At 65.5% G+C, this 19,585-nt stretch carries 17 protein-coding genes; 13 read left to right on the forward strand and 4 right to left on the reverse strand.

The annotated features are described in order from the left end of the window. Positions 1-8: 8 nt before the first annotated feature. Complete coding sequence (locus ACQ4WQ_RS27605; RefSeq protein WP_436501423.1) at positions 9-167, reverse strand: hypothetical protein; 159 nt, start codon at positions 165-167, stop codon at positions 9-11. Between ACQ4WQ_RS27605 and corA the strand changes: the two genes are divergently transcribed. Together corA and ACQ4WQ_RS27615 are read left to right on the forward strand one after the other, a co-directional pair. Beyond that, complete coding sequence (gene corA / locus ACQ4WQ_RS27610; protein WP_034746658.1) at positions 166-1,131, forward strand: magnesium/cobalt transporter CorA; 966 nt, start codon at positions 166-168, stop codon at positions 1,129-1,131. The two genes, ACQ4WQ_RS27605 and corA, sit on opposite strands and share 2 nt — an antisense overlap. Before the next feature lie 279 nt (positions 1,132-1,410). Beyond that, entirely contained in the window at positions 1,411-2,127 is a 717-nt protein-coding gene (locus ACQ4WQ_RS27615; protein WP_436501425.1) for an HAD family hydrolase, read from the forward strand. Between the two features lie 5 nt (positions 2,128-2,132). Here the strand turns inward: ACQ4WQ_RS27615 and hemL are convergent, their stop codons facing one another. Both hemL and thiD read right to left on the reverse strand, forming a co-directional pair. Beyond that, positions 2,133-3,422, reverse strand: a complete 1,290-nt coding sequence (hemL, locus tag ACQ4WQ_RS27620; RefSeq protein WP_326457651.1) for a glutamate-1-semialdehyde 2,1-aminomutase — start codon at positions 3,420-3,422, stop codon at positions 2,133-2,135. Between the two features lie 59 nt (positions 3,423-3,481). Next, positions 3,482-4,339, reverse strand: coding sequence for a bifunctional hydroxymethylpyrimidine kinase/phosphomethylpyrimidine kinase (gene thiD, locus ACQ4WQ_RS27625; protein WP_035822099.1), 858 nt, complete (start codon positions 4,337-4,339; stop codon positions 3,482-3,484). Positions 4,340-4,435: 96 nt separating this feature from the next. Between thiD and ACQ4WQ_RS27630 the strand changes: the two genes are divergently transcribed. From ACQ4WQ_RS27630 to ACQ4WQ_RS27655, 6 genes are all read left to right on the forward strand, one after another. Continuing rightward, positions 4,436-4,588 (forward strand): rubredoxin, encoded by a 153-nt coding sequence (locus ACQ4WQ_RS27630; RefSeq protein ID WP_010401308.1) that lies wholly within the window; start codon positions 4,436-4,438, stop codon positions 4,586-4,588. 84 nt (positions 4,589-4,672) lie between these two features. Further along, the gene (locus ACQ4WQ_RS27635; RefSeq protein WP_326457650.1) at positions 4,673-5,095 is read left to right on the forward strand and encodes a response regulator; all 423 of its coding nucleotides are present in this window, start codon (positions 4,673-4,675) and stop codon (positions 5,093-5,095) included. A gap of 36 nt (positions 5,096-5,131) precedes the next feature. Continuing rightward, positions 5,132-5,497 carry a response regulator transcription factor gene (locus ACQ4WQ_RS27640; RefSeq protein WP_070222135.1) on the forward strand — a complete coding sequence of 122 codons (366 nt, stop codon included), beginning with the start codon at positions 5,132-5,134 and terminating at the stop codon, positions 5,495-5,497. Positions 5,498-5,499: 2 nt separating this feature from the next. After that, positions 5,500-6,129: a chemotaxis protein CheW gene (locus ACQ4WQ_RS27645; RefSeq protein ID WP_326457649.1), complete on the forward strand. Its 630-nt coding sequence runs from the start codon at positions 5,500-5,502 to the stop codon at positions 6,127-6,129. Further along, on the forward strand, positions 6,129-8,366 hold the full coding sequence (locus ACQ4WQ_RS27650; protein ID WP_436501429.1) for a methyl-accepting chemotaxis protein: 2,238 nt from the start codon (positions 6,129-6,131) through the stop codon (positions 8,364-8,366). Before ACQ4WQ_RS27645 ends, ACQ4WQ_RS27650 begins: the two co-directional genes overlap by 1 nt. Before the next feature lie 41 nt (positions 8,367-8,407). Next, the gene (locus ACQ4WQ_RS27655) at positions 8,408-13,696 is read left to right on the forward strand and encodes an Hpt domain-containing protein (protein ID WP_436501431.1); all 5,289 of its coding nucleotides are present in this window, start codon (positions 8,408-8,410) and stop codon (positions 13,694-13,696) included. 105 nt (positions 13,697-13,801) lie between these two features. On the opposite strand, the gene ACQ4WQ_RS27660 is transcribed toward ACQ4WQ_RS27655, so the two are convergent. Next, the gene (locus ACQ4WQ_RS27660) at positions 13,802-15,265 is read right to left on the reverse strand and encodes a cryptochrome/photolyase family protein (protein WP_436501434.1); all 1,464 of its coding nucleotides are present in this window, start codon (positions 15,263-15,265) and stop codon (positions 13,802-13,804) included. Positions 15,266-15,651: 386 nt separating this feature from the next. Between ACQ4WQ_RS27660 and ACQ4WQ_RS27665 the strand changes: the two genes are divergently transcribed. The 5 genes from ACQ4WQ_RS27665 to ACQ4WQ_RS27685 are packed head-to-tail and all read left to right on the forward strand — an operon-like array spanning position 15,652 to position 19,496. Next, complete coding sequence (locus tag ACQ4WQ_RS27665; protein ID WP_034746689.1) at positions 15,652-16,254, forward strand: YqgE/AlgH family protein; 603 nt, start codon at positions 15,652-15,654, stop codon at positions 16,252-16,254. Next, a complete protein-coding gene (ruvX, locus tag ACQ4WQ_RS27670) occupies positions 16,251-16,649 on the forward strand; it encodes a Holliday junction resolvase RuvX (RefSeq protein ID WP_230492103.1) in 399 nt (132 codons plus the stop codon). Before ACQ4WQ_RS27665 ends, ruvX begins: the two co-directional genes overlap by 4 nt. A gap of 38 nt (positions 16,650-16,687) precedes the next feature. After that, positions 16,688-17,212: a bifunctional pyr operon transcriptional regulator/uracil phosphoribosyltransferase PyrR gene (gene pyrR / locus ACQ4WQ_RS27675; protein ID WP_326457645.1), complete on the forward strand. Its 525-nt coding sequence runs from the start codon at positions 16,688-16,690 to the stop codon at positions 17,210-17,212. Further along, a complete protein-coding gene (locus ACQ4WQ_RS27680) occupies positions 17,205-18,170 on the forward strand; it encodes an aspartate carbamoyltransferase catalytic subunit (protein WP_034746695.1) in 966 nt (321 codons plus the stop codon). Before pyrR ends, ACQ4WQ_RS27680 begins: the two co-directional genes overlap by 8 nt. A gap of 24 nt (positions 18,171-18,194) precedes the next feature. Then, on the forward strand, positions 18,195-19,496 hold the full coding sequence (locus ACQ4WQ_RS27685; RefSeq protein WP_326458786.1) for a dihydroorotase: 1,302 nt from the start codon (positions 18,195-18,197) through the stop codon (positions 19,494-19,496). Positions 19,497-19,585: the final 89 nt, after the last annotated feature.

Below are 19,585 nucleotides of genomic sequence, written 5' to 3' on the forward strand. Positions count from 1 at the left end.
GCAGCATCTTAATCGGCGCCATTGGTGCATCGCCGCACTTTTTCCGTGAAAAAGCCGTGCCGGGGGTGGTCGTGAAAAGGCCTTTGCGGGTACACTTGCGCTGTTTTCATTTTTGGCGCCAGCGCCAGCACATTACGATAACCCAACATCCGGCTGAGAGCGCGCATGATCAATGTCTTTGTATTACAGAATGGCCGGCTCAACCAGGTGCCGATCGACAGCCGCGCAGACCTTGAAAATGCCGAACCGGTGTGGGTCGACCTGACCGACCCCACCGATGATGAACGGGCCTGGGTCAAAGCCATCTACAACGTCACCCTGCCGGGTGAAGACGAAGTCAAGGATATTGAAGCGTCGGCCCGCTATTACGAAGCGGAAAACGGCGACTTGCACCTGCGCACGGATTTCCTGCGCGAAGAAGACGACGGTCCGTCGCGCGTCATCACCGTGGCCTTCATTCTTGCCCGCAAGATTTTGTTTTCCATGCATACGGACGACTTGCCCGTGTTCCGCCTGGTGCGCATGCGCGCCCGTTCGCGGCCCGGCTCGATTGCCGACTACATGGACGTGCTGCTCGACCTGTACGCCACCGATGCCGAATATTCGGCCGACGTGCTCGAAGGCATCTACCAGAACCTGGAAGAAGTCAGCACGCGCGTGCTGCAAAAGGAATTTACCGATGCGCACGCGGCCGAAGCGCTGAATGCCATTGCCCACGAGGAAGATTTGAATGGCCGTATTCGCCGCAACATGATGGATACGCGCCGCGCCGTGAGCTTCCTGATGCGCGGCCGCTTGCTCAATTCCGAGCAGTTCGAGGAAGCGCGGCAGATTTTGCGCGACATCGAATCGCTCGATGGCCACACCTCGTTCCTGTTCGACAAGATCAACTTCCTGATGGACGCCACCGTCGGCTTCATCAACATCAACCAGAACAAGATCATCAAGATCTTCTCGGTGGCCAGCGTGGCCTTCCTGCCGCCCACCCTGATCGCCAGCGTGTACGGCATGAACTTCAAGCTGATGCCGGAGCTGGAATGGTCGTTCGGCTATCCATGGGCCTGGGGCTTGATGATCACCAGCGCCATCGCGCCCTTCCTGTACTTCCGCCACCGCGGCTGGCTGAAATAAGCCCTCTTGCCGGGACGCTCCCGCGTCCCGGTTTCAAGGCGAGCGCAGCAAATTCAAAAATCAGCGATAATCACTGGTATTGCGTGGTATTGAATTGGTATCTACGTTGTCTGTGTTGAGCCAGTCTTTTCCCCGCAATCTGCCTTTTGCAGAAAAGTATCGTCATTGAGCCGTTTTCTGCGTGGCAGCGTCCGCCTGTTCCACCTATGATCGTTGCGATGCCAGCCTTGGCCGGCTGGCCGCCGCATTTCCCGTCACCGTTGTTCTTCTGGAGAGTCCATGCCTGATACCGCCATCACCCCACCGCGCTTCACCCATCTGATCAGCGACTGCGATGGCGTGCTGATCGACAGCGAAGCCGTGGCCCTGCAAGCGCTGCTGGAGTTGCTGGGGCCGCGCCTGCCGAGCTTGCCCGAGGGCATCACCGTGCAAGGCTTGATCGAGCCGCGCCTGGGCCAGCGCCTGGTGCCGCTGATGCAGGATATCTACAAGGAACTGGGTTTGCCGCAATTGCCGGCCGACGAGATCATGGCCATCGGCAACGCCGTCGATGCCGCTTGCGACGCGCAATTGCGCGCCGTGCCCGGCGTGGCGCAGGCGCTGGCCGCCATTGCGCTGCCCAAGGCCGTAGCCTCGAACAGCGTCAGCGCACGCGTGCTGTCGGCGCTCGAACGGACCGGCATGGCACCGCTGTTCGACAAGCGCGTGTTTACGCCGGACCTGGTGGGCCATGCCAAGCCGCATCCGGGCGTCTACCTGGCGGCGGCTGCCGCTTTCGGCGTGCCGCCAAGCCAGTGCCTGGTGCTGGAAGACAGCGTCACGGGCGTGACGGCCGCGGTGGCGGCGGGCATGACGGTATTGGGATTCATCGGCGGCGGGCATATCGCCGCCGGCCAGGAAGCACGCCTGAAGGCGGCCGGCGCGCATGTCGTGTTCAACGACATGGCCAGGCTGCCGGCGCTGGTGGCCGCGGTGATGGACACCGCGACCGTATAACAGGCTTACGCGAGTTTTGCGAACACCTTGCGTGCGGCCGCGATGGTGGCGTCGATGACGGCGTCGTCGTGCTGCGCCGAGACGAAGCCTGCCTCGAACGCGGCGGGCGCGAAGTACACGCCTTCGTCCAGCATGGCGTGGAAGAAGGCGTTGAACTTGCTGCGGTCGCCCGCCATCATTTCCGCATAGCTGGTCGGCGGCGTTTCGCTGAAGTAGATGCCGAACATGCCGCCGATGTAGTCGGCGCAGAACACCACGCCCGCTTCCTTGGCGGCGGCGGTCAAGCCTTCGGCCAGGCGCTTGGCCGTGGCGCCCAGCTGCTCGTAGAAGCCGGGCTGCTGGATCAGTTTCAAGGTGGCCATGCCGGCCGCCACGGCGACCGGGTTGCCGGACAAGGTACCGGCCTGGTAGACGGCGCCCAGCGGCGCCATGTTGTGCATCAGCGCCGCGCTGCCGCCGAAGGCCGCCACCGGCATGCCGCCGCCGATCACCTTGCCCAGCGCGGTGAGGTCGGGCTGGATGCCGTACAGCGCCTGCGCGCCGCCCAGGGCCACGCGCAAGCCACACATGACTTCATCGAAAATGAGCAGGGCGCCGTGCTGCGTGCACAGATCGCGCATCGCCTGCAGGAATTCTGGCGTGGCTTTCACCAGGTTCATGTTGCCGGCCACCGGTTCGACGATGACGCAGGCGATCTCCGCGCCGAAGCTGTCGAAGGCGTCCTTCAGCTGTTCCACGTTGTTATAGTCGAGCACCAGGGTGTGCTTGACAAAATCTTCCGGCACGCCGGCCGATGTCGGATTGCCGAAGGTGAGCAGGCCGCTGCCCGCCTTGACCAGCAGCGAATCGGCGTGGCCGTGGTAGCAGCCTTCGAACTTGACGATCTTGTCGCGTCCCGTGGCGCCGCGCGCCAGGCGCAGGGCGCTCATGGTCGCTTCCGTGCCCGACGACACCAGGCGCACTTGCTCGATCGACGGCACCAGGCGCGTGATTTCTTCGGCCATCAGCACTTCGCCTTCGGTCGGCGCGCCGAACGACAGGCCCAGTGCGGCCGCATCCTGCACCGCTTTTACCACTTCCGGATGGGCGTGGCCGACGATGGCCGGGCCCCACGAGCCGATGTAGTCGATATAGCGTTTGCCGTCCGCGTCCCAGAAGTACGGGCCTTCGGCGCGCGTGATGAAGCGCGGCGTGCCGCCCACGGAGCGGAATGCGCGTACGGGCGAATTGACGCCGCCGGGCGTGGTTTTTTGTGCGCGGGCAAACAGGATGTCGTTCTGTGAAGTCGTCGTCATGATAATCGTGCCTTGAGAGTGGATCGTTGTCTGTGTCGTCTGTGTTTGTGTGGACGGAATTATTGGGCGCCGCGCTGGCGCTGCTGCCGGAACAGGCGGTTCGGCACCAGCTTGCCCATGCCGTGGCGCTGCGCGTGGGCCAGCGCGCCGGCCGTGAATTCCTGCGCCGCCACGACCACCTGCGGCACGTCGTCTTCGTTTTCCGCCAGGGCCAGCAGGGCGGTGGCCGCCGCCGACAGGGTGCTGCCGGCGCCGTTGAAGATGCCTGGCAAGTGCTGCCATTCGTCGTGGCGCACCACGCCGTCCTCGCCGAACAGGGTATTGGCGCGCAACTTGCCTTCGCCCGTGCCGGACTTGCTGGCGTCGGCCGGCATGCCGGTGACGAGCACGTATTCGCAGCCCAGCGCCACCAGGTAATCGACGTCGTTTTGCAGGGTGTCGTCCGGATCGGCGTCGCGCCAGGTCTCGGCCAGGCGCTCCAGTTCCACCGGCGAGAGCACCAGCAGGGTCGTTTGCGGGATCAGCAGCTGGCGCACGGCCGTGAGGATGTCTTCGTCGTCCATGCCCTGTTCCGGCAGCGCCGAGATGAAGGGATCGAGGATCAGCGGCACGTTCGGATAGTCGGAGACGATTTCGGCGATGGCCGTGACGTTTTCCACGCTGCCCAGCGCGCCGATCTTGATGGCGGCGACGGACATGTCTTCCAGCAGCACGCGCGCCTGGTCGGAAACCCAGTCCGGGTCGACCGCCTGCACGTCTTCCACGCGTGCCGTATCGCTGATCAGCAGGCCCGTGGTGACCGACAGGCCATGGCAGCCGAAGGCTGAAAACGTGGCCAGATCGGCTTGAATGCCGATCGCGCCGACCGGATCGGACACGCCGAAGCTTAATATGAGGGGAGAAGTTTGGTTTTGCACGGCGGGTAGATTAAGATACCTAATTCAGCATTTTACTTGATTGAAGGGTGGCAGAACGTGAGTAGCAACGAAACAACGCAGCAATTCCAAACGTGGATGTGTCTTATTTGCGGCTGGGTTTATGATGAAGCGGCCGGCTTGCCCGACGAAGACATCGCTCCCGGCACGCGTTGGGCCGATGTTCCGATGAACTGGACCTGTCCTGAATGCGGTGCGCGCAAGGATGATTTCGAGATGGTGGCGCTGTAATCAATCAGGTCCACGGGATGCCGCTGCCGCACGCTGGTATCGCGGCCGCCTGTGCTATGGTATGAAAGATTGTCGAATAATCACATGACGCGTCCCTTCCCGCCCGAGGTGCCGCCCGATGCCGTGTGCGCCAGCGCCACGATACTCGTCATCGACGACAGCGCGACGATACGCAGCGCGGCCGCGAAGATCCTCGGCGAGGCCGGTTATCGCGTGGTGGTGGCGGAAAACGGCTTCGAGGCCCTGGCCAAGATCGCCGACTGCCAGCCGGCGCTGATCGTGTGCGACATTCTGATGCCGCGCCTGGACGGCTACCGCACCTGTGCGCTGATCAAGGCCAGCGCCGCGTATCACGCCACGCCGGTGCTGATGCTGTCGTCGAAGGAAGGCTTGTTCGACCGCGCGCGCGGCGCCATGGCGGGCGCCAGCGCCTGCCTGGCCAAGCCGCTGGCGCGCGAGGCGCTGCTGGAGGCCGTGCGGCTGCACCTGGCCGGGCATTTTGAGTAAGTGGTTTTATTGATTGACAACGCAGCAAGGAAGCAGATGGCCATACACACAATTCTGATCGTCGATGACTCGCCGACAGAACGCTACTACCTGAGCGAGATGCTGGTGCGTGCCGGTTATGCCGTCCTCACGGCGCAGGACGGCGCCGACGCGCTGGCGCAACTCAAAGAGGCCAGGCCCGACCTGATCCTGATGGACGTGGTGATGCCCGGTGCGAATGGCTTCCAGATCACGCGCGCCATCGCGCGCGATCCCGAACTGCAGGACGTGCCGGTGATTATCTGCTCCAGCAAGAGCCAGGAAACGGACCGCATCTGGGGCTTGCGCCAGGGCGCGCGCGATTACCTGGTCAAGCCGGTGGTCGAAGCCGAGCTGCTGGCCAAGATCGCCGCGCTTTCCTGAGCATGCACACGATGCCAGGTCACGGCGTATCCACAACGGCCTTTCCGCCTGCCGCTGCCGCCGTGCCATCCTTCGAGGCGGGCGCGCGGCAGGGGCGCTTGCGCCAGTATCAGCTGCAATTGATCGAGCGGATACAGGCTGCGCGCAGCGGCGCGCTGGCGGCGCGCAAGGAACTGGGCGTGATGCTCGGTGGCCGCCCCTGCCTGCTCGACCTGACGCAGCTCGGTGAAATCGTCATTGCTGCCGGTGTGCAGATCCAGGGCGTGCCGCTGGCGCAGGACTGGTACCTGGGCCTGGCGGCCATGCGCGGACGCCTGACGGGCGTCGTCGACCTGGCCCGCTACATGGGCGAGCCGGCTTGCGCGCCCGGCAATCACTGCCGCATCATCACTTTTTCTCCACGCCTGGGCCTCAATTGCGCGCTGCTGGTCGAGCGCGTACTGGGCTTGCGCCAGCTGCGCGCGATGCAGCCCGTCTCCTTGCCGGATGCCCCGCCGTCGTGGGCGGCGCAGGCGCTGCGCGACAGCGAAGGGCAGCAATGGCTGCGCCTGGACCTGGCGCAGCTGGCGCAAGCGGAACGCTTCCTCGATGCCGGCTTTGGCGGCCTTGCCGCCCACAAGGACATCTGCTGATGGGCGCCCATTCCCCCATCCTGGCGGCCGGCATGCCCGAAGCGGAGCACGCGCCCGGCGAGCCGGCATCGGCGGCCGACCTGCCGCTGCGCCTGCGCGACGCGCTGGGACGGCGCAAGTCGCTGGCCAATGCGCCGGTGCGCGACTTGAAGCTGCCGCTGATCGGCCACTTTCCGCTGCAAAAGCAGCTGAGCATCCTGTCGACGGTGATGGCCCTGAGCCTGGCCGCCAGCCTGCTGTTCGTCGGCCTCAATACGCGCAGCGGCAATATCGCCTCGGCGCAGACGCAGCTGGCCAGCGATGCGCTGATGCACTCGCAGCGCATCGGCAAGGCCGCGCCGAATGCCGTGCAAGGCAATCCGGAAGCGTTCCGCCAGCTCGAGGAAAGCCGCAATGAACTGAACCAGGATTTCCGCCTGATGCTGCGCGGCGGGACGTATCACGGGCGCGATATCGGCGAGTCGCGTTCCGCCCTGCTGGCGGCCGTGGCTGACGCGCGCAAGAAGTGGGCCAGCAGCGACCGCGCGGCCAGCACCATCCTGCGCCTGAAAACGGAACTGGGCGAATTCGACAAGACCTTGCAGCAATTGAACGCGCTGTCGCCGGCGCTGCTGGCGCAGACCGAGGAAGTCGCGGCCCTTAAGGTGCAGCGCGGCGGCAATGCGCGCGACCTGGCCGTCATCGGCCGCCTGATGATGCTGAGCCAGCGCATGAGCCGCAGCGCCAGCGAGTTCCTGTCGTCGGGCAGCATCAGCTCGGAAACGGCGTTTTCGCTGGGACGCGACACGACGTATTTCCGTACCGCCGTCGAAGGCCTGTTGAACGGCAGCGTGTCGCTGCAATTGGCGCCCACGCGCGATGCCGAATTGCGCGACCGGCTGGTGGCGCTGAAAGCCAGTTTCGATAATTACCAGAAGCTGGTGTCGTCGATACTCGACCGGCTCGACAAATTCAGCTCGGCGAAAAGCGCCGAACAGCTGATCTTCAACGAGAACGAAGACCTGCGCCAGCGTTTGACCCTGCTGCAGCAGATGTACCACGTGAACCAGGAAACCCTGGGCGTCGCCTTCTGGATGATGGTCGGCGGCGTGTTGCTGACCCTGATCGCGGCGGCCGGCATCGGCCGCGTGCTGCTGCAGGACTCAGTCAACCGCACGCGCGACGCCGAGCGGCGGCGCCAGGAAGCGGAAATCCTGCGGCTCCAGTCGCAGGGAAAAGAGGAAGAGGCGAAAGCCAGGAATGACCAGAACCAGGCGGCCATCCTGCGCCTGATGAACGAATTGCAGAAGGTCGCCGATGGCGACCTGACGGTGCAGGCCACCGTGTCGGAAGACATCACGGGCGCCATCGCCGATTCCGTCAACTACACGGTCGAGGAATTGCGCGGGCTGGTGGGACGGGTGACGGCGACGGCCGAACAGGTCAACCGCGCCTCGACGCAGGCGCAAAGCATCTCCAGCAAGCTGCTGATCGCATCGCAGCAGCAGTCGCGCGAAATCCAGGGCGTCAGCGCCACCGTGGTCAAGATGGCCAATGCGATCACCGACGTGTCGAAGTCGGCCAGCGTCTCGGCCGACGTGGCGCGCCAGTCGGTGGCGGCGGCGCAGCAGGGGTCGACGGCGGTGGAAAACGCCATCAAGGGCATGCATGAAATCCGCGAGCAGATCCAGGATACGTCCAAGCGCATCAAGCGCCTGGGCGAATCGTCGCAGGAAATCGGCGAAATCACCGAGCTCATTTCCGACATCACCGAGCAGACCAACGTGCTGGCGCTGAACGCCGCCATCCAGGCCGCATCGGCCGGCGAGGCGGGGCGCGGCTTTTCCGTCGTCGCCGAGGAAGTGCAGCGCCTGGCCGAACGCTCGGCGGCCGCCGCCAAGCAGATCGGCGCGCTGGTGCGCACCATCCAGGCCGACACCCAGGATGCGACGCGGGCGATGGAAACGTCCACGCAGGGCGTGGTCGAGGGCGCGCGCCTGTCCGATGCGGCCGGCGCCGCCTTGAACGACATCAGCCAGGTGTCGAAACACCTGGCCGAACTGATCCAGGGCATCTCGTTCGCCACCGGCACGCAGGCCGGCTCGGCCAGCGGCGTGGCCTTGAATATCCAGCATATCCTGAGCGTGACGGAGCAGACCCAGGATGGCACGCAGCAAACGGCGCAATCGATCCATAAACTGTCGATGCTGGCGCAGGAACTGAAAAATTCGGTGTCGCGCTTCCGCGTCGCCGCCTGAATGTCGCGCCAAGCCAGGGCGATTTCCTTACCGAGGCATGCATGAGCACACCTGATAGTCCACAGCAGTCCAAGCCGTTCGACAGCGAGCCTTTGTCGTGGGTGATGGTGGAAATCCGCGAAGCGCTGGGCCGCTCGAAAACTGCCCTGTTCGAGGCGGGCGGCCGCGAGCGCGAGGAACGCGCCACGGCCCTGCAGCATGCGCGCTCGCACCTGCACCAGGCGCATGGCGCGCTGGTGATGGTGGACGTGGCCGGCGCCAGCCTGCTGACGGACGGCGCGGAACGGGCGCTGGCGCGCTTTCGCGACGGCAGCCTCGAATACACGCTCGACCATGCGCAAGTCGTCGCCGCACTGTATCAGGCATTGACCGAATACCTGGAAGACCTGGTGGCCGGCTCGCCGCCGCAGCCGGCGCGCTTGTTCCCCTACTACCGCGACCTGCAAGTCATGCTGGGTGCCGAGCGCATCCACCCGGCCGACCTGTTTTTTCCGCCTTCATCGGTGCTGGAAGGGCAGGCCATCGCGCTGGCCGACATGCCGCCCGTGGCGGACTATCCTGCCTGGCGCGGGCGCTTTGAAAAATCCCTGCTGCCCTTCCTGAAGGCGCAGGATGACGCGGCGCGGCGCCAGCACGCGGGCGAGCTGCACGCCACCTTGACCCTGGTGGCCGACGCGCAGCAGGAAGCGCCGGCGCGCACCTTCTGGTTCGCCATGCAGGCGTTCGCCGGGCTGGCGGCCAGCGGCGAAGGCATGGGCACGCTCAACGTCAAACAGCTGTTCGGCCTGATCAACCTGCAATTGCGCCGCCTGGCGCAGGGCACGGCCAGCCTGCCCGAAACGATGCTGCGCGACGCCCTGTTCTTCATCGCCGCGGCACAGGAACCGACGCCGGAGGCACGCCAGTTGCGCGCCGCTTTCGCCCTGGACGGCATGCTGCCCGCCGACGTGGAAACGCGGCGCTACGGCCAGATCGACCAGGATGCCTTGCAAGGCGCCCGCACTGCCCTGGCGCAGGCGCGCGCCAGCTGGAGCCGCCTGGCGCAAGCCGACCTCGATCCAGTCCTGGGCACGGATTTCGACGCATCGCTGCAAGAAGTGGCGGCACACGTGGAGACCCTGAAGCAGCCGGCCCTGGCCAGCCTGCTGCGCGAATGCGCGGCCGTGGCGCGGCAAGCCGTCACCAGCGGGCGCAGCGCGGCCCTGGAGAATGAAATCGGCATGGCGCTGCTGTTTGCCGACACGGGCCTGGAGCAGCTGCGCCGCCTGCCCGACGATTTCGCCGGCAATGCGGAAACCATCGCCGCGCGCCTGCAGGCGCTGCTGGCTGGCGAAGCGCCGCCGCCCGTCACGGCGGGCGAGCTGTCGCGCCAGATCGAGCAGGGCCAGACCGTGGCCGCGCTGGCCGAGGACATGAAGACGGGGCTGCGCCAGGTGGAAAAGGTGCTCAACGCCTACTACGCGGATGCAGCGGGTGCGGGGACGGCGGGGGCACTCGATGGCGTCGCGCCCGTGCTGGAGCAGTTGCAGCAGCAGCTGGCCGGGCTGGGACAGGACGACGCGCGCGCCGCCGTGCTGCAGGTCGACGCCGCCGTGCGGCAACTGGCCGGTGGCGACGCCAATGCGCACGCCGAAGCGCTTGACGAGATCGCGCAAAATGTCAGCGCGCTGGGCTTTTTTGTCGATATGCTGGGCCGCAACGCGCAGGCGGCCAGCGGGCGTTTCCATTTCGATGCCGCCGCCGGCACCTTCCGCGCCCTGCCATTTGAAAAAGTCGCCGCCGCCGGCGCCGTGCCCGTGCCCTTGCTCGACCAGGCGCTGGCGCCCGCCGTGCCCGCCGGCATGGATGCCGCACCGGCCGTGACCGACGTCGACGCGGAGATGCTCGACATTTTCATCGCCGAAGCGCGCGAAGTGCTGGCCTTTATCGACACCACGCTGGCCTTGCCGCGCGAGCAGGCCGCCAGCGGTGACCACCTGGCCATGCTGCGCCGCTCGTTTCATACCCTGAAAGGCAGCAGCCGCATGATCGGCCTGGCGCAGTTTGCCGAAGCGGCCGGCGCCATCGAGCGCGTCATGAATACCTGGCTGGCCGAAGCGCGCCCCGTCAGCGACGACTTGTTTACCTTGCTTAATTACGGCTGGTACCAGCTCAGCGAATGGGTGGCCGAACTGGAAGGCGGCGCGGGGCGCGAGCGCGAGCCCGGCATGCTGCTGGCGGCGGCCGAGCGCGTGCGCGAAGGGGGGCCGTTCGAACTGCGCAAGCCTCGCCCGGCATCGGCTGCACCGGTGGCCAGCAATGGCAATGTGATCGGACTTCCTTTGGCCACGGCGCCCGCGCTCCACGAAGCGCCGGACGATCACCTCAAGCACGTGGGCGAACTGCGCATCAGCCTTCCCTTGTACAACATCTATCTGGCCGAGACGGATGAATTGCTGCGCGTGCTCACGCGCGACTTCGGCGAATGGCGCCATGAGCAGCGCGCCGTCAGCGCGGAGGCGCTGCAAGCCGTGCATACGCTGGCGGGGACGTCCGGCACGGTGGGCTTCCAGTCGCTGCGCGACCTGGCGCACGCTCTCGAGACGGTGATCGAAACGGTGGTGCCGCCGCTGGCCGGCCTGCAGGAAGCCCAGCACGACGTGCTGGAGCAGGCCACGCAGCGCATCGGACAGATGCTGCAGGCGTTCGCGCTGGGCGACCTGGCGCCATCGCAGCCGGACATGATCGAAGCGCTCAACACCCTGTGGCGCGCCTTGACAGCGCCGCCCGGCGAGAGCCAGGAAGACCGGCTCGACGCCCTGTTTGCGGACGCTTACGCCAGCATCGTCGGCGCGCCCGCGCAGCCGGCCGAGCCGCTGGCCGGCGCGTTGGCCGAGATGCCTGCGCCGCAGCTCGAGACCCTGTTCGAGGCGACGTATGCGAGCATCGTCGCCGATGCGCTGCAGCCGGAGGCCGCTGAAGTGCCGGCGCCGCAACCGGCGCAGGACAGCGGCGCCAGCGACGACCTGTTCGATGCCGGCTTCGAACACGCACCGCCGCTGGAGCACGCGGCGCCGGAAGCGCCGGCGCCCGCCATCATGCCGGCCGATGCGGCCGCGCTGCTGGCGGCGAGCGCCGGCATCAGCGATGAACTCGACCTCGATTTATTGTCCGTCTTCCTGGAAGAGGGCGCCGACCTGCTGCCGCAGATCGGCGAAGCGCTGCGCAGCTGGCAGCAGCAGCCGCACGACAGCGGCCAGGCGCAGATGCTGCTGCGCACCCTGCATACGGTCAAAGGCAGCGCGCGCATGGCCGGCGCCATGCGCCTGGGCCAGCATGCGCATGAAATCGAGACGCATATCGAAAACATGCTGCACGCGGGCACCGCCACGCCGCAAGCCTTCGAGGAATTGCTGGCCCACTATGACCATGCGCTGCACCTGTTCGAGCAGCTGCAGCAGCCCTTGCTGCCCTTGCCGGGGATGGAAGACACGCCGGTGGCCGAACCGAAGGCGGCGCTGGTGCGCGTGCGCGCCGATATCCTCGACCGCCTGGTGAACCAGGCCGGCGAAGTGTCGATCACGCGCTCGAAGATGGAAAACGAAGTGGGCGTGCTGGGCGCTTCGCTGTCCGAGTTTTCCGACAACCTGGCGCGCCTGCGGCGCCAGCTGCGCGAAGTGGAAATGCAGGCCGAATCGCAGATCGCCTCGCGCATGGCCGTCGGCAGCGAGCGCGAATTCGACCCGCTCGAATTCGACCGCTTTACGCGCCTGCAGGAACTCACGCGCATGATGGCCGAAAGCGTCAACGACGTGGCCTCGTTCCACGAAAACCTCAGCCACAGCGTCGATGCGGTGACGGACGACCTGGTGCTGCAGGCGCGGCTGACGCGCGAGCTGCAGCGCGACCTGATGCAGATCCGCATGGTGCCGTTTGCCAGCATCGCCGAACGCCTGTTCCGCGTGGCGCGGCAAAGCGCCAAGGAAGTCGACAAGCGCGTCAACCTCGACATCCGCGGCGGTGGCGTGGAAATCGACCGCAGCGTGCTCGAACGCATGGCCGCGCCCTTCGAGCACCTGCTGCGCAACGCCATCGTGCACGGCGTCGAGCCGCGCGACGCGCGCCTGCTTGCTGGCAAGAGCGAGACGGGCGAGCTGCTGGTGCAGGTCAGCCAGCAGGGCAATGAAGTGGCGATCGCTTTTTCCGACGATGGCGCGGGACTGGACCTGGAGCGCATCCGCGCCAAGGCGCACGGCGCCGGCCTGGTGGCGACGGAAGCGCCGCTGACCGACGCGCAGGCGACTGAACTGATTTTCACGCCAGGGTTTTCCACCGCCGACAGCCTGACGGAACTGGCCGGACGCGGTGTTGGCATGGACATCGTGCGTTCCGAAGCGCTGGCCCTGGGCGGGCGCGTGGAAACGCTGACGCAGGCGGGCCTGGGCATGCGCTTCACCATCCACCTGCCGCTGACCCTGGCCGTTACGCAAGTGGTGCTGCTGGCGGCGAACGGCAAGACGTATGCCTTGCCATCGGTGCTGGTCGAGCAGGTGCTGCACCTGAAAGGCGAACAGCTGGAGCTGGTGCGGGCGGCCGGGCGCATGGAGTTGCACGGGCAGTCGCTGGCGCTGCACCACCTGTCGGCCATGCTGGGCGAAACGCCGGCGGTGCAGGCCACGCAGCGCCATGCGCCCGTGCTGCTGCTCCGCAATGGCAACGACAGGCTGGCCTTGCTGGTCGATGATGTGGTGGGCAACCGCGAAGTCGTGGTCAAGCACGTGGGTCCGCAACTGGCGCGCATGCCGGGCATCGCCGGCGCCACGGTGCTGGGTACGGGCGACATCGTGCTGATCCTCAATCCGGTGGCGCTGGCGCAGCATCTCGAGCATCATCCGGAACTGCTGTCGCAGTATGCGCTGGCCAGCAGCGAGCAGCATGCGGCCACCAGCGCACTGGCTGCGCCAGCTATCCGCGTGATGGCGGTAGACGATTCGCTGACGGTGCGCCGCGTGATGCAGCGTTTGTTCGAGCGCGAAGGCTACCAGGTGCTGCTGGCCAAGGATGGCCTCGATGCGCTGGAGCAGCTGCATGCGCTGGAACCGGCTGCCATGCCGGCGCTGTTGCTGGTCGACGTGGAAATGCCGCGCATGGACGGTTTTGATTTGACGCGCAATGTGCGCAGCGATGACAAGACGCGCGCCATCCCCGTCATCATGATCACTTCGCGCAGCGCCGAGAAGCACCGCGCGCATGCATTCGAGCTGGGCGTGAATGCGTATTTCGGCAAGCCGTTCCAGGAAGAGGAATTGCTGGCCGAAGTGGGACGCTTGCTAGCTGGTGGCGTGGCGTAACCCGACACTTCCACCGGCCAACATAACAATATCGTCGGATTAGCGGGGCCTTGGCCCGCTAATCCGACCTACGCTCTTTACGACAGCGTAACCCGGCACCACCACTTACGCCGCCACCTTCACCACCGCATAGCGTTCCAGGGTCTCCTTGCGCGCCTCGTCGTGCTGCACGATGGGTTCCGGATAGTCGCGTCCCAGCACGATGTTTTTTTGCTCGAGCAGCATGCGCGGCACCAGCCAGGGCGCGTGGATTTCCTTGTCGCCCAGCGCCTTGAGCTGCGGCAGGTAGCGGCGGATGAAGCGCCCGCCGGCATCGAATTTTTCCGACTGCGTGATGGGATTGAAGATGCGGAAGTAGGGCTGGGCATCGCAGCCGGACGAGGACGCCCATTGCCAGCCGCCGTTGTTCGACGCCAGGTCGAAGTCATTCAGGTGCAGCGCGAAATACGCTTCGCCGCGGCGCCAGTCGATGCCCAGGTCCTTGATCAGGAAGCAGGCCGTGACCATGCGCAGGCGGTTGTGCATATAGCCCGTCTGGTTCAGCTGCGCCATGGCCGCGTCGACCAGCGGATAACCGGTGCGGCCCTCGCACCAGGCGGCAAAGGCGGCATCGGCCTGGGCTCCCGTTTCCCAGGCGATGGCGTCGTAGGCCGGTTTGAAGGCGCCGCCTTCTACGTGCGGGTTCTGGTACAGGATCATGGCGTAGAAATCGCGCCAGATCAGTTCGGCCAGCCACACAGGCGCGCCATCGCCGCCGCCGCCCCGGTCCATCAGGTCGACCACGGTGCGCACCAGGTAGCGCAGCGACACGGTGCCGAAGCGCAGATGCATGGACAGGTAGGACGGCCCCTTCAGGGCGGGAAAGTCGCGCGCCACGTCATAGCGGGCCACGCGCGGCAAAAAATCCTCGAACAGCGCGCTGGCGCCCGACATGCCGGTGGGGATGGCCAGTTCGGCCAGGTTGCTGGCCTCGAACCCCAGCTCGCCCAAGGTGGGCAGGGGCGCCGGCGTGCCATTGCGCGGCGGCGCCAGGCTGGCCGCATGCGGTTCGATAGCGAACGGCGCCAGGCAGCCGGGTTCGGCGCGCATTTTCTTCAGCCAGGCATTCTTGTACGGCGTGTAGACGGTGTACGGCTTGGCCGAGAGCGTCAGCACCTCGTCCTTTTCAAAGATGACCTGGTCCTTGAAGCTGAACCACAGGCGCGCGTCGTGCGTGAGCGCGGCGGCCACGGTGGCGTCGCGGGCGATCGCCTGCGGTTCGTAGTCGTGGTTGGCAAAGACGGCGTCGGCGTTCAATTCGGCGGCCAGGCGCGGGATGGCCTCGGCCGCGTCCGCGTGCAGCACGATCAGGTCGCCGCCCAGCTGGCGCAGCTCCTTGGCCAGCTCGGCCACGCTGGCATGGATGAAATCGACACGCCGGTCGCGGCGCGGCAGTGCTGCCAGGATGGCGGTGTCGTAGACGAAGACGCAATGCACGGCTTGGCTCTGGCGCAGGGCGTGATGCAGTGCAGCATGGTCAAACGCGCGCAGATCGCGCCGGAACCACACCAGGGAAGTCTTGATTGTCATTATTTCGCGTGTTTAGGGTCAAAGATAGGCGATTTTTTGCCGCCAACAGGGCTTTATGGCCGCTCGCGTCGTGCCTTTGGCGTCGCTGCGGTGGCAATTCAGTGTAAACTACAGGGTATGTTCGTGGTGCTTTATGTGCGACAGCGATTTTACAATCAATTTTACAATTGGCATTGGAATGCGTCCGCAGGCATAGCGAATTGACCATTAATTTACAACATAACAAGAATAGCGCCTGGCAACACGGTGCGCGCCGCCCAGGATGTGCGGCCGCTGGCACCAGGCGTACGATAGCGGGGTAAGCGAGACTTGCCAGCAAGCCCACAGAGAGAGCATCGCGTATGAAAAAGAGTAAAATCGACCAGACTCTACCAGGACATCGTCTGATGCAGGGTGTGGGAGAACCGGCCGCGACCGGTTCCTCCACCCTGAATCTGGCCAACCATTTCCTGATTGCGATGCCGGCCATGCAAGATCCGATCTTCGGCGGCACGGTCGTGTACGTGTGTGAACACAATGAAAACGGCGTGCTGGGCGTCGTCATCAACAAACCCACCGACATGACCATGGAAGTGCTGTTCGACCGTATCGACCTGAAACTGGCGGCCGGCAGCGACACGCCCATCATCAACGAACCGATCATGTTCGGCGGCCCCGTGCAGGACGACCGCGGCTTCGTGCTGCATACGCCGGGAGCGCGCTATTCCTCGTCGCTGACGGTGACCGATGAAGTGGCGTTTACCACCTCGATCGACGTGCTCGAAGCCGTCGCCAAGGGCGATGGTCCCGAGCGCATGCTCGTCTCGATCGGCTACTCGGGCTGGAGCCCGGGCCAGCTGGAAGACGAGATCGGCCGCAACGGCTGGCTGACGGTGGGCGCCTCGGCCGACATCCTGTTCGATTTTCCCATCGAGCAGCGCTACGTGGCGGCCATCAAGTTGCTCGGTATCGATCCCCTCATGCTGGCGAGCGAGGCTGGCCACGCATGAGCGGTGACGCCATCGACACTATCCTCGCCTTCGATTTCGGCTTGAAACGCATCGGCGTGGCCATCGGCAATACCATGATTTGCCAGGCCAAGCCGCTCAGCGTGATCACGGCCACGGCGAACGAGCCGAAGTTTGCCGCCATCGATAGTCTGATCAGGGAGTGGGGCGCCAGCCGCATCGTGGTGGGCTTGCCCAGCCACCCGGACGGCACCGAGCACGAGATGAGCGCGCGCTGCCGCCGTTTCGCCAACCAGGTGCATGGCCGCTTCAACCTGCCGGTGGAACTGGTCGACGAGCGTTATTCCTCGGCCGTCATCGCCGCCAAGCGCGGCGAAGTCATCGACGACCGCGCCGCCGCCATCATCCTGCAACAGTATTTCGACGCGAATTATTAATCTGACCTTTGACCCATTCCTGAATGATCAAGAACCCTATGCCGCATCCTACGAATCCTTCCCAACTCGACGCCGAGGCCCTGTACGGGGTCTTGCTGCAACAGGTGCAGAGCGGCCTGGCGGGCATCCCCAACGTGGCCATCGTCGGCATCCATTCGGGCGGCGCCTGGCTGGCTGAACGCCTGGCGCGCGACCTGAACCTGCTCGACCGCCTGGGCGTGCTAGACGTCTCGTTCTACCGCGACGACTTCGCGCAGAAGGGCTTGCATGCGGACGTCAAGCCGACGCAAATCGCCTTCGATGTGGCCGGCGCCACCATCCTGCTGGTCGACGACGTGCTGTACACGGGCCGCACCACGCGCGCGGCCATCAACGAATTGTTCGACTATGGCCGCCCTGCCAAGATCATGCTGGCCGCCCTGGTCGACCGCGGCGAACGCCAGCTGCCGGTGGCCGCCGATTTCGTGGCCGCCTTCACAGCCGTGCCGCCGGGCCAGGCCCTGGTCCTGAAACAAGCCGACGATGGAAAATTCACGCTCACCATAGATACCCACCATGCTTAATCCGCAACTGAATAAACACGGCGAACTGCAACATCTGCTGACGATCGAAGGCTTGCCGAAGTCTATCGTCAACCACATTCTCGACACCGCTTCCTCGTTCGTCGGCATTTCCGACCGCGACGTGAAAAAGGTGCCGCTGATGCGCGGCAAGAGCGTTTTCAACCTGTTCTTTGAAAACTCCACGCGCACCCGCACCACCTTCGAAATCGCCTCGAAGCGCCTGTCGGCCGACGTCATCAACCTGAACATCCAGGCCTCGTCGGCCAGCAAGGGCGAATCGCTGCTCGACACCATCGACAACCTGTCGGCCATGCATGCCGACATGTTCGTCGTGCGCCACGCGCAGTCGGGCGCGCCCTACCTGATCGCCAAGCACCTGATCGACACCAAGCAGCCGCACGTCCACGTGGTCAACGCGGGCGACGGTCGCCACGCGCACCCGACCCAGGGCTTGCTCGACATGTACACGATCCGCCACTACAAGAAGGATTTCACCAACCTGACGGTGGCCATCGTGGGCGACATTTTGCATAGCCGCGTGGCCCGTTCCGACATCCATGCGCTGACCACGCTGGGCGTGCCGGAAGTGCGCGCCATCGGCCCGCACACCCTGCTGCCGGGCGGCCTGGAACAGATGGGCGTGCGCACCTTCACCAACATGGATGAAGGCCTCAAGGGCGTGGACGTGATCATCATGCTGCGCCTGCAGAATGAACGCATGAGCGGCGCGCTGCTGCCGTCGGCGCAGGAATACTTCAAGAGCTATGGCCTCACGCCCGAGCGCCTGGCGCTGGCGAAACCGGATGCCATCGTCATGCATCCGGGCCCGATGAACCGCGGCGTGGAAATCGATTCGGCCGTGGCCGACGGTCCGCAGGCGGTGATCCTGCCGCAGGTGACCTTCGGTATCGCCGTGCGCATGGCGGTAATGAGTATTTTGGCTGGTAATCAGGGCTGATAGCCCAAGGACGAGTAAGCGAGCATGACGACACTACATATCAAGAACGGCCACCTGATCGACCCTGCCAACGGCATCGATGGCTTGCAAGACCTGTTTATCGCCGACGGCAAGGTGCTGGCCGTGGGCAGCGCGCCGGCCGGCTTCAAGGCCGACACCACGTTTGACGCGGCCGGCCTGGTGGTTTCCCCTGGCCTGGTCGACCTGTCCGCGCGCCTGCGCGAGCCGGGCTACGAATACAAGGCGACCCTGGAATCGGAACTGCAGGCGGCGCTGCAAGGCGGCGTCACGAGCCTGGTCTGCCCGCCCGACACCGATCCCGTGCTCGATGAGCCGGGCCTGGTGGAGATGCTGAAATACCGCGCCAAGACGCAGAACAAGGCCCACGTGCACCCGCTGGGCGCGCTGACCATGGGCTTGAAAGGCCAGTCGCTGACAGAAATGGCGGAACTGACGGAAGCGGGCTGCATCGGCTTCGCGCAGGCGGAAGAGCCGATCGAGGACACCACCGTGCTGCTGCGCGCCATGCAGTACGCGAATACCTTCGGCTACACGGTCTGGCTGCGCCCGCAAGACCCGCACATCGGCCGTGGCGGCATCGCCCACAGCGGCCCGCTGGCGTCGCGCCTGGGCTTGTCCGGCGTGCCCGTGATGTCCGAAACCATCGCGCTGCACACGATCTTTGAATTGATGCGCGCCAGCCGCGCGCGCGTGCACCTGTGCCGCATCTCGTCGGCGGCGGGCCTGGAACTGATCCGCGCTGCCAAGGCCGAAGGCTTGCCCGTTACTTGCGACGTGGGCGTGCACCATGTGCACCTGACGGACGCCGACATCGGCTTCTTCGATCCTAACGCGCGCGTTACGCCGCCGTTCCGCAGCCAGCGCGACCGCGATGCGATCCGCGCCGGCCTGCTCGACGGCACGGTCGACGCCATGTGCTCGGACCACACGCCCGTCGACGACGATGAAAAACTGCTGCCGTTCGGCGAAGCGTCGCCCGGCGCCACGGGCCTGGAACTGCTGCTCTCCTTGGCCCTGAAATGGGCCGACGACTATGCGCTGGGCCAGCCGCAAGCGGGCGCCCGTCCGCTGGCACGCGCCGTGGCCAAGGTCACGTCCGATGCTGCCCGTGTCGCCGGCATCCCGGCCGGCAGCCTGGCCGTGGGCGAAGCGGCCGACATCTGCGTCTTCGATCCCGCCGCGCGCTGGACCGTGTCGTCGGCGTCGCTGGCCAGCCAGGGCAAGCACACGCCTTTCCTCGGCTATGAGCTGAGCGGCATCGTCAAGGCGACCATCGTTGCCGGACAGGTGGCGTTTCAGCGCTAATTTTTGTATCGGAGCCGTAGGTCGGATTAGCGGTACGCGTAATCCGACAAGTCCATGGCGGCTCCTGTCGGCTTGGCAGCGCCTCGCGG

Source organism: Janthinobacterium goodfellowi, assembly GCF_051380695.1.
Lineage (GTDB): Bacteria > Pseudomonadota > Gammaproteobacteria > Burkholderiales > Burkholderiaceae_D > Janthinobacterium.